The sequence below is a fragment of the Bradyrhizobium sp. 137 genome (assembly GCF_023074095.1).
Lineage (GTDB): Bacteria > Pseudomonadota > Alphaproteobacteria > Rhizobiales > Xanthobacteraceae > Bradyrhizobium.
The window spans coordinates 39107-54434 of the sequence record NZ_JADPKU010000033.1 but is presented as its reverse complement, the minus strand read 5'-3'; the positions used below and the strand labels follow the sequence as shown (position 1 = coordinate 54434).

13 protein-coding genes are annotated in these 15328 nt (G+C 63.8%); 9 read left to right on the top strand and 4 right to left on the bottom strand.

All coding sequences use genetic code 11. The features are described 5' to 3' along the window. Nucleotides 1-54: 54 nt before the first annotated feature. Nucleotides 55-723, bottom strand: a complete 669-nt coding sequence (locus tag IVA78_RS06250) for a response regulator transcription factor (RefSeq protein ID WP_247275994.1) — start codon at nucleotides 721-723, stop codon at nucleotides 55-57. Then, nucleotides 720-2705 (bottom strand): PAS domain S-box protein, encoded by a 1986-nt coding sequence (locus IVA78_RS06245; protein ID WP_247275995.1) that lies wholly within the window; start codon nucleotides 2703-2705, stop codon nucleotides 720-722. The genes IVA78_RS06250 and IVA78_RS06245 overlap by 4 nt, the downstream gene beginning before the upstream one ends. Before the next feature lie 1334 nt (nucleotides 2706-4039). Between IVA78_RS06245 and IVA78_RS06240 the strand changes: the two genes are divergently transcribed. Beyond that, on the top strand, nucleotides 4040-4396 hold the full coding sequence (locus IVA78_RS06240; protein WP_247275996.1) for a hypothetical protein: 357 nt from the start codon (nucleotides 4040-4042) through the stop codon (nucleotides 4394-4396). Between the two features lie 76 nt (nucleotides 4397-4472). On the opposite strand, the gene IVA78_RS06235 is transcribed toward IVA78_RS06240, so the two are convergent. Then, complete coding sequence (locus tag IVA78_RS06235) at nucleotides 4473-6662, bottom strand: lytic transglycosylase domain-containing protein (RefSeq protein WP_247418370.1); 2190 nt, start codon at nucleotides 6660-6662, stop codon at nucleotides 4473-4475. Nucleotides 6663-6981: 319 nt separating this feature from the next. Between IVA78_RS06235 and IVA78_RS06230 the strand changes: the two genes are divergently transcribed. The 8 genes from IVA78_RS06230 (at nucleotide 6982) to IVA78_RS06195 (ending at nucleotide 14458) form a co-directional block, all read left to right on the top strand. Next, on the top strand, nucleotides 6982-8718 hold the full coding sequence (locus IVA78_RS06230; RefSeq protein WP_247275998.1) for an adenylate/guanylate cyclase domain-containing protein: 1737 nt from the start codon (nucleotides 6982-6984) through the stop codon (nucleotides 8716-8718). A 122-nt stretch (nucleotides 8719-8840) separates the two neighbouring features. Beyond that, complete coding sequence (locus IVA78_RS06225) at nucleotides 8841-9017, top strand: hypothetical protein (RefSeq protein ID WP_247275999.1); 177 nt, start codon at nucleotides 8841-8843, stop codon at nucleotides 9015-9017. 151 nt (nucleotides 9018-9168) lie between these two features. Next, on the top strand, nucleotides 9169-9381 hold the full coding sequence (locus IVA78_RS06220; RefSeq protein WP_247276000.1) for a hypothetical protein: 213 nt from the start codon (nucleotides 9169-9171) through the stop codon (nucleotides 9379-9381). Between the two features lie 101 nt (nucleotides 9382-9482). Beyond that, a complete protein-coding gene (locus IVA78_RS06215; RefSeq protein ID WP_247276001.1) occupies nucleotides 9483-9740 on the top strand; it encodes a hypothetical protein in 258 nt (85 codons plus the stop codon). Nucleotides 9741-9846: 106 nt separating this feature from the next. Continuing rightward, nucleotides 9847-10068 carry a hypothetical protein gene (locus IVA78_RS06210; protein WP_247354391.1) on the top strand — a complete coding sequence of 74 codons (222 nt, stop codon included), beginning with the start codon at nucleotides 9847-9849 and terminating at the stop codon, nucleotides 10066-10068. A 66-nt stretch (nucleotides 10069-10134) separates the two neighbouring features. Continuing rightward, nucleotides 10135-10710 carry a hypothetical protein gene (locus IVA78_RS06205; RefSeq protein WP_247276003.1) on the top strand — a complete coding sequence of 192 codons (576 nt, stop codon included), beginning with the start codon at nucleotides 10135-10137 and terminating at the stop codon, nucleotides 10708-10710. Nucleotides 10711-11925: 1215 nt separating this feature from the next. Continuing rightward, the gene (gene ilvD / locus IVA78_RS06200) at nucleotides 11926-13647 is read left to right on the top strand and encodes a dihydroxy-acid dehydratase (protein ID WP_247276004.1); all 1722 of its coding nucleotides are present in this window, start codon (nucleotides 11926-11928) and stop codon (nucleotides 13645-13647) included. Beyond that, nucleotides 13634-14458, top strand: a complete 825-nt coding sequence (locus IVA78_RS06195) for a tetratricopeptide repeat protein (RefSeq protein WP_247276005.1) — start codon at nucleotides 13634-13636, stop codon at nucleotides 14456-14458. The genes ilvD and IVA78_RS06195 overlap by 14 nt, the downstream gene beginning before the upstream one ends. 16 nt (nucleotides 14459-14474) lie before the next feature. Here the strand turns inward: IVA78_RS06195 and xth are convergent, their stop codons facing one another. Continuing rightward, complete coding sequence (xth, locus tag IVA78_RS06190; RefSeq protein WP_247276006.1) at nucleotides 14475-15272, bottom strand: exodeoxyribonuclease III; 798 nt, start codon at nucleotides 15270-15272, stop codon at nucleotides 14475-14477. Nucleotides 15273-15328 lie beyond the last annotated feature (56 nt).

Here is a 15328-nt window from a genome sequence, read left to right as displayed (position 1 = left end):
GGCCTCACATAAACCCGCAAGGTGGACCCGCCGGTCATCGTTGGAAACTCATACTTAGGTTTGTACGTCGGGCTTGCTGGGTCGAATCCCGAGCGCCTCGCTCATCCTCACCAGGTCGGCCAGCGACTTCGCCCCCATTTTCCGCATGATTTGGCCGCGATAGATCTTGACGGTGATTTCCGCCAAACCGAGCTGGGCGGCCACTTGCTTGTTCATCAGGCCCGACGTCACCAGTGACAAGACGTCCCGCTCCCGCGAGGTGAGTGACTCGAAGCGCGATCTGACGTCCGAGACGGTCTTGTAAAGATCGCGGCGCTTGCGGTCTCGCTCGATCGCGGCCTGGACCGCGTCGAGAATTTCCTGGTCGCGAACCGGCTTGGTCAGGAAGTCGATCGCGCCGCTCTTCATGGCCCGAACAGTCATGGGAATATCGCCATGACCGGTGATGAAGATGATCGGCGTATGGATATTTGCCTTGGCAAGATCGGTTTGCAGCTCAAGGCCGCTCGTTCCGGGCAGGCGGATGTCGAGCACCAGGCAACTGGGGACTTCCGGCGGCTTGGTCTGGAGGAGTTGCGGCGCCGAGCCGAATGCTTCGACCTTGAGGCCGACCGACTCGAACAGATTGGTAAGCGCACGACGCATGGACGCGTCGTCGTCGACGATGAAGACGATTGGCTGATCGCCGTCCTCCTTGGGCGAAGGCCCCGCGCGCTCGTTCACGGTGCTTCCTCTCGATGGAGTGGCAGGGTGATCTGAAAAGTCGCTCCGCGCTCCTGGTTCGGTATGGCGGAAAGTCGTCCGCCGTGTGCCTCGATAATCGAGCGGCAGATCGACAGGCCCATGCCCATGCCGCTGGACTTCGTGGTAAAGAACGGCATGAACAGGCGGTCCATTGCCTGTTCGCAGATGCCGACGCCGCAGTCGGAGACGCTCACCAGCACCGCGCCATCGTCGTCGGCCGCTGAACGGATCGCCAGCTCGCGCGGGCGGTCATCGATGCCTTCCATGGCCTCGATGCCGTTCTTGATCAGGTTGATGAGGACCTGCTGCAATTGAATTCGATCGCCAAAGATCCTGGGCAGTGCCGACGACAGTTCCATTCGAACCGACACGGCATGGCTCGCCATCTCGCGCTGAACGAGCGCGACAGCCTCGCGCACGACCACGCTGACTTCGAGCGGAGCCATCTCGATATCGGAACGCTTGGCGAGCGCCCGAACGTGACGGATGACGTCGCTGGCACGCTTGCCGTCCTCGATGATCCACTCCACGGAGCGGCGCGCCGCCTTGAGATCGGGCGGACTGCGCTGCAGCCAAGCTAGGCAGGCGTCGGCGTTTGCGATCACGGCGGCGAGGGGCTGGTTGATTTCGTGAGCAATTGAAGCGGTCAGCTCGCCCAGCATCGTGACGCGAGTCACATGAGCGAGCTCGGCTTGCGCCTTGCGCAGCGCCTCTTCGGCGTGATCGGCCCGGATGGCCGCGGTCACGTCGGTGCAGACGCCCCGATAACCCAGAAAGGTGCCGTTGGCGTCGAAGAACGGCTTGCCGCTCGTCCGCACATAGATCGGCTGTCCGTTGCGGTCCTTGCTGCGGTAAACCAGATCGCGGAACGGGACGTGGGCATCGAGCGCCGCCCGATGTTGTCGCCATTTTTCGGGCTCGAGATCGGCGTCGGGAGCAATGTCCCAACGCGTGAGCCCGATCAGGCCCGCGGGGGCGGTGACGGTATCAGAATGTTCCGAGATGTGAGTGACGCGATGGTCTGGTCCCGTCTCCCAGAACCAGTCGGAGGCGGTTTCGGCATAGTCGCGAAAGCGCTGCTCGCTGTCACGAAGTCTGCGCTCTGCCTCCTTGGTCGCCGTGATGTCAGTCACCGACCCCACGAACTCCACGTGACCGCTCGCATCTCGCGTCGCGCGGGCGACCGCTCGGACGTACTTGATGGAACCGCCGGGCATCACCAGCCGGTATTCGTGATCGTAATCTTTTCCCTCGCGCGCCGCCCGGCCCGTGATCCGCTGCACTGCGAGCCGGTCCTCCGGATGGATGCGCTGGAGCATGAAGGGAATCTCTGGCTTGGTCCCCTCGTCGCATTGGAAGATGCGATAGGTCTCCTTGGACCATGTGATCTCGCCGGTTGCAGCCCTCCAGCCGAAACTGCCGGTGTGGCTCAATTCCTGTGCCTGGGCGAGGTAAGCTTCGCTCTGTCGCAGCGCATTCTCCGCTTCCTTGCGCTCGGTGATGTTCTCGCAGGCGACCAGCACGATCGGCCCGCCATTGCCCCGCAGCATGGTCTTGGCATTCTCGCGCACCCATAGCACCGAGCCGTCCTTGCGAACCTTCCGGATTTCCCAGGTGTGTGACTGATCAACGGTCTCAAGGCACAGCGCAACACACGCGCGTACGAAGTCGCGATCTTCCTCGAAGAACACATCCAGCACTGATCGGCCGATCAACTCCGCGGCCGTATAGCCCAGTTGCGCCGCGCCGAACGTGTTCACGTTGATCACGGTTCCGCTCGGATCGACCATGAAATACATGACCGGGTTGTGCTCGAAGACTTGCTGCCACTGCTTGACCGCCTCCAGCAGACCGGCGTCGCTGGGCTCGCTGCGCGGCTTGGGGGTGACAACTTGCCTGAGGCAGCCGGCGAGGTATTGCGCGGCTGACTTCCCGAACGTTGCTGCCCGGCCCGGCTTCATCGCAGACGCTCCCGGCGCTCTCTGCGTGAACACAAGTAGAGCACGTTGCCGCCGGAGGAGCAATTCCGGCCAAAGTCGGATGCCGGTGACGACGTTGGGCTTGGAATTGGCTGCTCGCCGTCCTGGTCACCTCAGCGCCCGATTTTTCGCGGTAGCCGTGCAACCCGCGCATCGTGCGTGGTCTCGTTGAACGCGAGCCCGCGCGAGAGCCCCCGGGCGAGTACGGGACAAACCTAGGTATAGCTCGTCTATTCCTAGTCATGGCGGCCATTTACCTCCGTACAATTGAGCGCCTCATGCCTGGCGGACTAGCCTCATGACCATCGGGAGTGTCGACCAGCCAATCGCATCGGTCGGGCGAGATCGGGTCTCAAGCCTACGGCCGAGGCCTCTCACTAACAGGCACGACCAAGGACGAGGCCGCTGCATTTCTCGACACCCAGCCGCGTTGGAGCAATTCACGACCCGCGTGAGGTCGACGGGAACCAAGCAACAAGGGAGAGAACAATGTGCAATACGTCGCAACTTCCTGAGCCTCGCCTATCCGAGTCCGAACGTTGCTCTTCAATCAAAGGCTGTGCGGTGTGTGGCGGCAAGTTTGGCCTGATCCGCTACTATTCCTGGCGCACAGCGCTCTGCTCCAAGAAGTGCGTTGATCGCTTCCGCACACGCCGCGAACGCGACCGCCGGTGGCTGTTCCGGGCTCAGGTCGCGTGAGGGCTGAACTGGAGAGCTGACTTCTAATCGCGGAGCTCGTGCGTTGAACCGCTCATGCAAGCTCTTGTGCTCGATGGTTCTCCTTGGCTCCGCTGCGACGGTCCAGGCGCAGGAGACAAGAGACGGTGCCGTTCATCGCCAGCATCCACCCCAGGACCAGGCGCTGCACGAAAAATTCTATTCGACCTGGCACATGCCGGACAATCCGAGCCTCAGTTGCTGCAGCAGCGCTGACTGCTATCCGACTGATATCAAGTACATTGACGGCCGGCTCTATGCACGGCGCAGGGAGGACGGCAGATTCATTCTGATCCCACCGCAAAAAGTGGAGCGAAACAGGGATAATCCGGACGGCCGAAACCATCTTTGCGCTCCACCGCCCGCACTTTCTCCGTTGGACAGCGTTTACTGCTTCGCTTTGGGAGGTGCCACGTGAGATTCGCGTTCGTATTGGTGAACGGCCGGACTCCGTTCCGGAAGACCTGGTGCATGCAGTGCTGCGAGCCGATCAGCAGCAGCTATCTCCGCGAGATTCGGACAGGTCTGCCTTACTGCGACTATCAGTGCTACGCGCTGTTCTGCGAAGCGCTCGCCAAAGATGGCGTGAGGGCGGCTTCATGAAATTCGTGGTGGTCAATCACGACCCCCCGTTGCCCGCCGTCACGTGCAGCACATGCTCGCGGTCAATCCGCTCCGGCTATGTCCGGCATGTGCGGACGCAGCGCCGTTACTGTGACTACGATTGCTACCGCCGCGGCGAACTCGTCACGTTTATGCGATGGTCGATGCCCGGGTGGACAGAACGGGCCGCCGAGAACGTCGAGTTCGCTGGAAACATGATCGAGACGTTGGCGGTCCTGACGGCCGTCTCGTGCTGGAGCTGCACGATACACGCCTGGACCTTCGCAAGAGCGTTGACCGGCGCATATTTGGACGGTCGCGATCTGATCACGATGGAAGGAGGTGACACCTAGCTGCGCGACTGCACGCGCGTGGAAGCCGCAGCACCGTAACCTTGCAGGCGCCGCGTTCAGCCCCGGGCGGCGTTGACTAGGGAGCAGGTGCTGCGGCCGCCACGGGTGCGGTTGCGCCAGCTTCGTGCGTGACGACGCGCTGGTCGCTCTTGCCGGCGATCATGCCGCTGTCTTCGAACCGTGCGCGGTAGACCAGCACGTTCTCGATCACGCGCTGGACGTAGTTGCGCGTCTCCGACAGCGGGATGCGCTCGACCCAGTCGACCGGATCGACCTTGGGGTCTCTGGGATCGCCACGCGCCTGCACCCATTCGCGCACGCGACCGCGGCCGGCATTGTAGCCGGCGAAGGTCATGATCTGGTTGCCGCGATATTCCGAGAACAGCGCGCTGAGCTCGGCCGCGCCCATCTGCGTGTTGTAGACGGGATCGGAGACCATCCTGTTCCAGTCATAGGTCAGGCCGAAGCGTTTGGCGGTGTCGCGGCCCGCTTCCGGCGTCACCTGCATCAGCCCGACCGCATTGGCCGGCGACTTGTCGCGCTGGTCGAACGAGCTTTCGGTGCGCGCCACCGAATAGATCACGCTGGTCTCGATCGCGGGCGCGACCTGTTTGTGCTCGGGAACGCCGATGGTGGGGAAGGCATAGTGGTCGAGCGCAAGCCCGCGTGCCAGCGCCGATTTGCCGATCTCCAGCATCACGCGCGCATCGCTGCGCCGGCCCGCGAGCTCGGCGAGGGCTTCGAGCGCCGCGAGCTCGGTGCTCTCCTTGGCAAAATCCTCGGCATAATAGAACACCACGCCGCGCTCGCCGATATCGTAGAGCATGTTGGCGGCGCGCACGCGTTCGTCCGCCAATTGCGTGTCGGCAGTGGCCAACACCGGGGAGGGCGCACGTAGCTCGATCCGGTCGAGGCCAAGCTTTGCGCGGGCGAGCTGGCCGTAATAGGCGGTCTGATAGCGCGCCGCCGCCTTGTAGCTCATGCGGGCGTCGACGGTGGCGCCCATCGCTTCGGCGGCGCGGCCGCGCCAGTAATGGGCGCGCGACAGCGCGATCGGATTGGCCGAGCCTTCGTCGATTGCGGCGAAGTGCACCATCGCCGTCTTGGGATCGTCGAGATAGCGCAGCGCGATCCAGCCGCACATGAAATGGTAGTCGACGCGGTAGACTTCCTTTTCCGGCACCGCGGCCGTGCGCACCACGTCGTAGGCGGTCTTGAACTTGCCCTGGTCGAGCAGCTTGCGTGCCAGCAGGCGGCGCTCGCGCCACCAGGCATCGGTGTCCTGCGCCGCCATCGTGTCGGGCAGGGCGGTGAGGATCACCTCGGCTGCGTCGTCGATGCGGTCGTTCTGAAGATGCCATTGGGCGCGGCACAGTACATAGCCGAGATCGCGCCGCGCCTCGGTCGAGACGTCCTCGAGATAGTCCTTGGCCTTGCTAGCCTTGCCGGTGACGGCGGCGCAGGCCTTTACGATCGCGAGCGCATCCTCGCCGAGACGTTTGGCTGCGCGTCGTGCGCCTGCGTAGTCCTTGGCGCCGAGACGCTTGTCCATGCGCGCGCGGTGATCGTCGGTGGATAGAAGGTCGTGGAACGCCGCGTAGGAGTCTTCTTCGCTCCGCTCGGACAATTCATCCGTGCGCCAGGCCTCGCGCACGAGACGCGCGGCCCTGTCGGTCTCGCCTTCAGTGAGCAGCACACGGGCCAGCGCGAACCTGCCCTTGGCGCTGGTCGGCCGGTCCATGGTGAATTTGTGCACGATGGCCGGCTCGCTCTTCTCCTGCCACAGCCGCGCCTCGGCGCGCCGGCGCAGCAGAGCGCTGCTCGGCCAGTCCGGATTGGCGGCGAGGAAGGCGGCGTAGCGCTTGAAATTCGCCGTGCTCTCGGAATGGCGCAGCATGAACCAGTCCACAAGCTTCTGTCCGGCGGGGTCAGTGATGCGGTCGCGTGCGGCGCCCGCATCCTCGGTCTTGCCCTTGCGCGCGAGGTCGATCGCATCCCTCAGCGCGGCGAGATCGCCGGTCAGCGGCGGCGGTGCCGGCTTATCCGAGGGTACCTCGACCGTCTTCTTCGACTTGCGCTTGGCTTCGGCGTGCTTGCCGTGCCGCGCCTTGGCGGCCGAGGCATGGCGGTGCTTGCCGGCCTTCGCCTCATTCGTCTTCTTCGGAGCAGATGATTTATGACTGCTCTTCGCCGCCAACGCCGTGGGAAGGAGGGCGATCGCGGCCACGGCAACGACACACGCGAGCGAGCGTAGGCACTGGTTCATTCCATGGCCCCCCTGCGAAACCACTACAAACCAAGGTCCGCGACGACATGCGGCTTGAGAATCAAAAAAAGACACCAAAACGATGTCATGACATCGTTTCGCATTTCTCACGCTCCCGCAACAATGCGGCAAAATACGGATGGGAACTCGGGAACGTGCGAAATGGTGGAAGGACAGCGCCTTTAAACCTCTGTTAGTGGGCTCTCGCAGGGGTTGTGTAGGTTCAGGACGTCAGGCCCGCCAGATTGTGCGTGTCCCTACGACCAATTCCGGTGTATTGAGTTCCATCGTTCATCCTTTCAGCCTTTGCCCTGCACCTATGCCGATTTTCAACCAGTCGATTCGGCGCAAGATCGTCGGGGTCGCCCTCGGATTGATCGTTCTCATGTTGATCACCTCGATCCTGTCGATGGTGATGTCGAGCCAGGTCGGCGTGCTCTTGGACGAGCTGACCAACCGTTACATCCCGGCCTATGGGCATCTGGCGCGGGCCAACGTCCGTTCGCTGGAACGGGCGTTGGCACTGCGGCGCATGGTCATGACCAAGATGCAGTCGCCATCGGACGAGGAGGCCTATGCGGCGCGCCTGCGCGAGTTCGATCAAACCGACCGCAAGATCGAGGAGGAAGCCGAGAGTGCACGCAAGCTCATCAACGCCATCATCGACGATCCCAGGACCCCGTCCGACTATGCCGCGCTGGCGCGGATCGAGCTCCGCATCGAGACCGCCGTCACTGAGCTGCGCCGCGATCTTGACGAGGACCACGGAAAGCTGGTCAAGCAGGTCGATGCCAAGCAGATGGCGGAGGCCCGCGGCACGCTGGAGCACATCGATGCGCTGCGCGACCAGTTCAACCAGAAGATCGATGCGATCCGCACCGACATGCTGGCGCAGGTTTTCTTCAGCACGTCGCAGGTGATCAGCCGCCAGCACCAGACGATCATCGTGTCGGGCGTCGTGACCCTACTCGCAGCGATCGTCGGATTTGCCTTTGCGCTGCTCGTGAGTAGCGGTATCACGCGCCCGGTGCGACTGCTGCTCGCTGGCACCCGCGAGGTCGAGGCGGGTCGGTTCGACAAGCCGATCACCGTTTCCACGCAGGACGAGATCGGCGAGCTTGCCGCGGCCTTCAACCGCATGATCGAGCAGTTGCGCCACAACGAACGCATCCGCGAGACCTTCGGGCGCTACATCGACCCCAAGGTGGTGCAGGGCCTGATTGACCGGCCGGAGGTCGCCATCGAGGGCCAGCGTCGGGTCATGACCATCATGTTCTGCGACATGAGCGGCTTCACTTCGATGAGCGAAGGCATGACGCCGCGCGGTCTCGTCAAGGTGATGAACCACTATTTCACGGTGATGTCCGGCCCCATCCGCAGCAATCGCGGCGTCATCGACAAATATATCGGCGACGCCATCATGTCCTATTGGGGGCCGCCCTTTATCGAGGAGGACGAGCAGGCGATGCTCGCCGGCCTTGCCGCCATCGAGATGGCCGATCAGGTGCCCGCGCTCCAGAAGCAGCTGCCGGATCTGCTCGGCATCCGCGCCATGCCGGCGCCCTGCGATCTGCGCATCGGCATCGCCACCGGCGAGGTCCTGACCGGCAGCATCGGCTCCGAGCTGATGATGAGCTTTACCGTGATGGGCGACGCCGTGAACCTCGCCTCGCGGCTGGAGGCCGCCAACAAGGCGTATGGGACCCGCATCCTGATCTCGCAGGCAACGGCAGAGGCGGTCGGCGCGCGCCTCGAGCTGCGCGAGATCGATCGTCTCGCGGTGGCGGGCCAGAGCGCACCGCAAGCTGTTTTCGAGGTGATGGGCAGGGCCAACGCACTCACCGATGCCCAAGCGAGCCTGCGCACGCACTATGCCGAAGGTCTCTCCGCCTATCGCGCCCGGCGCTTCGGCGATGCCCGCGCCGCCTTCAACGCCGCGCTCGAAGCGGTCCCGGGCGACGGTCCTTCGCGCACGCTGCTCGGCCGCATCACGCAGTTCGAGGCCAACCCGCCCGACGGCGGTTGGGATGGCGCCTGGCGGTTGGAGCAGAAATAGCCGTGCCTGCCGTCCTTCGCCGCAGACCGGAAAAAACGATTCTGGTTCATAACGATGTTCGCCGTGACCTATTTCCCGGGCTTAGGCTTGATGTCCTTGAGGCGTCTGATGGGGACACGCCGATGACACATCTTGAGGACAGGCTCGAACGGTTCGAGACGCTCACCGCGGAGTGCGAGCTGATCGCCAAGCTCGCGACCGACAGCGCCAAGCGCGAGTTCTATCTGAATCTCGGAGAACAGTACCGCCAGCTGGCGCTGGACACGCGGCAGGCGATCGCGACCAGGGCCGCGGCCTGAGGCCGGCTGCAATCCGTTCTTAACATTTGGCGCGCATTCTCGCAGCATGCGGATGTCGCTGATCGGCGACGGTTCGTGGTGGGAAGGCCGGGATTCGTTGCAATGCAGCGCGCCCCGCGAGTGTCACTTGCCATGTTCGACGGGCAATCCCATGCGCCTCGTTGCAGTGATCACAGTCGCGCTCATGATGGCAGCCTGCAATCAGGAGCAGGACATCACCGGCTCGGCCTCGACCTGCCCGATGCGAAACTACAGCAGCTACAATCCCCGCGACATGAACCAGTGCGTCAGCGCCTGCAAAGCATGCGATCGCGGCACCACGGTGACCTGCACGACCTCCTGCACCCTCAAGGGGGCGCACTGATCCAAAGTCCCTGACGCGCCAAGCCCGGCGGTGCCTAGGCACCGGAACGATTCACATGGATTAATCATTGAGGAAGCGGGCAGGACGCGGAGTTCGATGGAATGGGTATGCTCGATCCCGGCCGGTTCCTGGTGTCGTGCTCGCATTGCGACGCCTGGCCGATGGCTGCCAACGTCAAACGTTCAAGCTGGTCGGCGTCCCCGCACGAAGTCCGCTTCGTGTGCCCGCGCTGCCGCCGCGAGGAGACCGCGATCGTCTCCGCCTCCGGCGAACTGACGCCGATCAAGCGCATCGATGTTCCGCCACGCGACGTCGCCGTTGCGTGGGCGCAAGCCCAGCGCCCGCGCGGGCGGACGTAAGTCGCCACGCACTCGCAGTCTGACGGGACGTCCCTTGATCTCCGATTTGGAACCGGGCCCACCGGCGGGCGTTTCTGCCCAACATCAACCCATCGAGGCCGGGCGAATGATCAGCGAGCACTTCGACACCCGCACACGGATCAACATGAAATTGGCGTTGGACCGGATCTGCCGCGGTCGCCCCGATGGCGAGGACTATGGCTTCCGGAGGTCGGTCGCTGAAAACATCGTCCGGTGCGCGCTTATGGGCCGAACCGGTATCGGCCAGCTCGTCGACGCCGGCGAACGGGCCGTGGTCCGGACGCGCTCCGAGAGAACGCCGGCCTGATCGTGCTGGCTTGCGTAAATCGTAAATCATCACCAGACGTGGTAAGACGACCGTCTGGAGATCACCATGGCTCTCATCCTGCCATCTCATGACGACCGTTTCCGGCTTCACCCCGTCGCGCCGCGCCTTGCGCGGATGTTCTGTTTTGCGCTGTTGGCGGTGTCAGGCGCGCTCGGAAGCTTCGCGTTCGCCTGCGCCACGCCGTTTGCGGCCTTCGCGGTTGTCGCGGCCGCGATGCTGCCGCTGCGGCCGGCACTGCTCGTCGTCACCGGCGTCTGGCTCGTGAACCAGGCCATCGGCTTCGGCGCGCTGCATTACCCTATCGACGGCAGCACCATCGCCTGGGGTTTTGCGACCGGCGCGGCCGTGCTGCTGGCGACCGCCGTTTCGTCCGCCGTGCTGCGTACGCTGCCGCAGGGCCGCAGGCCGCTGGCGCTGGCCGTCACGCTCGTTGCCGCCTATGCGGCCTATGAGCTCGCGCTGCTCGCCGCGACGCCGGCCCTCGGCGGAGAGGGCGCCTTCACCGCTGCCATCGTGACGCGCATTGGGCTCACCAGTGCCGTGTGGCTCGCCGGTCTCGTCGCCGTCTGCGAGATCGTCCGTGTGGGCGATCCGTTCGTCCGCGCGCTGCGGAATGCCTGAGCACATCCCGACGGGCAAAACACCAGGCAATTTCGGCCTGTCCCGTGTCAAGCGGCGCGTTCAAAAATATTCCGCTTTACCGAAATTCGGAAATGACGTATGTGTCGTGCATCCCGGCTCATCCGAGAGGGGCGATCATGTGTCGTGATGATCGCGGAGCCGGGCTTGCGGTGGACGCGGCAGCGTCGGGCGCGAAAGGCCAAGGGCAGGGCGGATTGCTCTCCGTGAGCCCTTGAGCTTCGCGCAGACGGACGGCGCTGTCAGGTTCGTCGCGCCAGCATGTCGATGGCAAAGTGCACAACGCCGTCGAACCCTGCGGCGCAGGCGAGCCGCGCGTACGGCAAAACCGTGTGGTCCTGGCCGTCGTTGCTACGGTCAAGCCCTGGCGGATGCGGCATGGGCGTCAACCGGCGCGGTGTCCGTGACTTCTACGAGGGCGAGGGAGGCCAGAACGAATTCGGCTCCCAGGAGAGCGCGGCATAAGCCGTCAAACCACTGCGCAGGGAAGGCCGTGTGTTGGGCTTCACCTGTATGCCGCTGTGCAGTTTTCTGCGTGTGCCTTTCGCACAGCGGACCGTGGGTGCCAGGTCAGCACCCGGCCGCCCCTGCGCCCTCCCGGCTTTGAGGGTGGAGCGACGAAGCAAAGCTCGGGCGAAATGCGCCGCGAGGATGCGAAGGCGTGTCTGCGCGTTGAAATGCACGTCGGAGAGTTACGATATCCCCTCTCGATCCATCATTGCGATGCGCCGACGGCGGTGTGTCACACCTCCCTCGTGCTCCGGACGCCAGCGCCGGGCTTGCCTGGCGATGTGGAGCTTGTCGCGGACACGAGCGAGGTGTGCACGGACATGATCAGGCAAAGCGGGTCCCCGACTCAGTGCAGCCGCGCTTCCTGTCACCAACCAGATCCGGGCGGAGCTTCTTCGCTCCTTCAAGTCGGAGATTGGGCCTCGCCGCGAGGTATCACTGTAGGCTTATCCGTGTCTTCCGAGCCACGATTGTGCTATCCGCGCAACACTCCCCCGGATTTAACTTTGATCACCGACCGTTCGCGTCGTCGCCGCTTTTTAGCCACACCCGAACATGAATAAAATCACTCTAATGTTTTAAGGGTAGCGGCCAGTCTTCGACGGCGACGGGAAATCCCAAGGTCGATTCAAATCTTGGCTCTGATTTTTCGGGTCTGAAAGGGTTGACCGGGGAAACTGGTTTGCGATGCGCGCGAAGATCGACAAGCAGAGGCTGCCGAGCCGTCACGTGACGGAAGGTCCTGCGCGCGCGCCTCATCGCTCCTACTTCTACGCGATGGGTCTGACTACCGAGCAGATCCACCAGCCTTTCGTCGGCGTCGCCTCGTGCTGGAACGAGGCTGCGCCCTGCAACATCGCTTTGATGCGTCAAGCACAGGCGGTGAAGAAGGGGGTCGCATCGGCCGGCGGCACTCCGCGCGAATTCTGCACCATCACCGTCACCGACGGCATCGCCATGGGCCATGATGGCATGCGCTCCTCGCTGCCGTCGCGCGAATGCATCGCCGACTCGGTCGAGTTGACGGTTCGCGGCCACGCCTATGATGCGCTCGTCGGCCTCGCCGGCTGCGACAAGTCGCTGCCGGGCATGATGATGGCTATGGTCCGCCTCAACGTGCCGTCGATTTTCATTTACGGCGGCTCGATCCTGCCCGGCAATTTCCGCGGCCAGCAGGTCACGGTGCAGGACATGTTCGAGGCGGTCGGCAAGCATTCGGTTGGCGCCATGTCGGACGAGGACCTCGACGAGATCGAGCGCGTGGCCTGTCCCTCGGCGGGTGCCTGCGGCGCGCAGTTCACGGCCAACACCATGGCGACTGTCTCCGAGGCGATTGGCCTTGCGCTGCCATACTCAGCCGGTGCGCCGGCACCTTATGAAATCCGCGACGCCTTCTGCATGACCGCGGGCGAGAAGGTGATGGACCTGATCGCCTCCAACATCCGGCCGCGCGACATCGTCACCCGCAAGGCGCTGGAGAATGCGGCCGCCGTGGTCGCCGCGTCCGGCGGCTCGACCAATGCTGCGCTGCACCTACCGGCGATCGCGCACGAGGCGAGCATCAAGTTCGACTTGTTCGACGTCGCCGAAATCTTCAAAAAGACACCATATGTCGCGGATTTGAAGCCGGGCGGCCGTTATGTCGCCAAAGACATGTTTGAAGTTGGCGGCATCCCGCTTCTGATGAAGACGCTGCTCGACAACGGATTTCTTCACGGTGATTGCCTCACCGTCACCGGTCGAACGATCGCCGAAAACCTCAAGAGCGTGAAATGGAATCCGCACCAGGACGTGGTGCACCCGGCAGACAAACCCATCACCGTCACGGGCGGTGTGGTCGGTCTGAAGGGCAATTTGGCGCCAGAAGGTGCGATCGTGAAAGTCGCGGGAATGTCCAACCTCAGGTTCACCGGTCCGGCCAGGTGCTTCGACCGTGAGGAGGATGCTTTCGAGGCGGTCCAGAAGCGCACCTATCGCGAAGGCGAAGTCATCGTGATCCGCTACGAGGGGCCGAAGGGCGGTCCCGGCATGCGGGAAATGCTCCAGACCACCGCAGCGCTGACTGGCCAGGGCATGGGCGGCAAGATCGCGCTCATCACCGACGGCCGCTTCTCCGGCGCGACTCGCGGCTTCTGCATCGGTCATGTCGGGCCCGAGGCCGCGATTGGCGGCCCGATCGGGCTGCTCGAGGACGGCGACATCGTCGAGATCGATGCCGTCGCCGGTACCCTTAACGTAAAATTGAGCGACCAGGAGCTCGCCCAGCGCAAGACCAAATGGGCACCTCGCGCGACTAACCACACGTCGGGTGCGCTCTGGAAGTATGCTCAGCAGGTTGGACCAGCGCTCGGGGGGGCGGTGACCCATCCGGGCGGCGCGCACGAGAAACAGTGCTATGCGGACATCTAGGCGTGCCATAGTTGCGTTTGTGTTGGGGGCTATAGCGCTGGCCGCACCGGCGCTCGCCTTCGACGGTGCGCCGGTGAACAAGGACGCGACCATCCCGGTCGTGACCACCTTGCCGGGCGCCGCGAATACGGTTCGCAGCCGAATTCCGCCGGCGGTCGTAACCCAGGAAACCTCGCTTAGCGCCCTGCAATATGCCGCCGAGGGCGGCCACCCCATCGCGCAGTGGAAGCTCGGCCGCATGTACGCCAATGGCGACGGCGTCGCCCAGGACGATCTGCGCGCCTTCGAATATTTCAGCCGCATCGCCAATGCGCATGCCGAGGACAGTCCGTCGGCGCCGCAGGCGCAGATCGTGGCCAACGCCTTCGTCGCGCTCGGCCGCTATTATCTCAGCGGTATCCCGAACTCGAAGATCAAGTCGGATCCGGAGCGGGCGCGGGAGATGTTCTCCTATGCCGCGTCTTATTTCGGCAACGCGGACGCGCAGTATGATCTGGCCCGCCTGTACCTGAAGACGCCGGACGCCTCGCGCGAGGATTTTCGCTACGGCGCGCGCTGGCTCGGCCTCGCCGCACAAAAGGGCCAGCATCAGGCGCAGGCCCTGCTTGGCCAGATGCTGTTCAACGGCGACCGCCTGCCGCGGCAGGTCGCGCGCGGCCTGATGTGGCTGACGCTGGCGCGTGACAGCGCCGGGGCCGAGGAGACCTGGATCAAGGAAAGCTATAACCGCGCCTTCGCCAAGGCCTCCGACGACGACCGCGCCATGTGCCTGCAAATGCTGGAGCAGTGGGTGCAGGGCCGCCGGGAGTGATCTGCAGAGGCGGCTCTTATGCCGCCTCAAGATCGAGATCCGCCCATACCGGCACGTGGTCCGACGGCTTCTCCCAACCGCGCACATAGCTGTCGATGCCGACATTGGCGAGCCGGTCGCTGGCCTGCGGCGACAGCAGGAGATGGTCGATGCGCAGGCCCTGGTTCTTCTGCCAGGCCCCGGCCTGGTAATCCCAGAAGGTGTAGAGCCCGGGCTCATCCGTGACCGCCCGCAAGGCATCGGTCAGGCCGAGCCCGAGCAGGGATTGAAAGCTCTCCCGCGTCTCGGCCTTGAACAGGGCATCCTCGGTCCAGGCGGCGGGGTTGTGGACGTCGCGGGCATGCGGGATGACGTTGAAGTCGCCCGCGAGGATCAGCGGGACCTCCTCCTTAAGGCGTTCCTTCGAATACTCAAGAAGCCGCGACATCCATTTGAGCTTATAGGGATATTTGTCGGTGCCGACCGGATTGCCGTTGGGCAGATAGAGGCAGGCGATGCGCAAGACGCCCTGCTTGAGCGTTACCACGCCTTCGAGAAAGCGGGCATGCGCATCCTCGTCATCGCCGGCGAGTCCCGATTTGGTCTCGTCGAACCGGAGCTTGGAGAGCAGGGCGACGCCATTGAAGGTCTTCTGCCCATGCGTAACCACGTTGTAGCCGAGCGCCTCGATCTCCAGCCGGGGGAAGGCCTCATCGACGCACTTGATCTCCTGGAGGCAGACGATGTCCGGCTGGCACTCCTTCAGCCAGGTCAGCAGCAGGTCGATCCGCTGCCGGACCGAGTTCACGTTCCAGGTGGCTACTCTGATGGGCATTGGGAGGGGCTCCAGGCGGGGCCACCGTTAGAACAAAATGCAAACGCGCCCGTCAA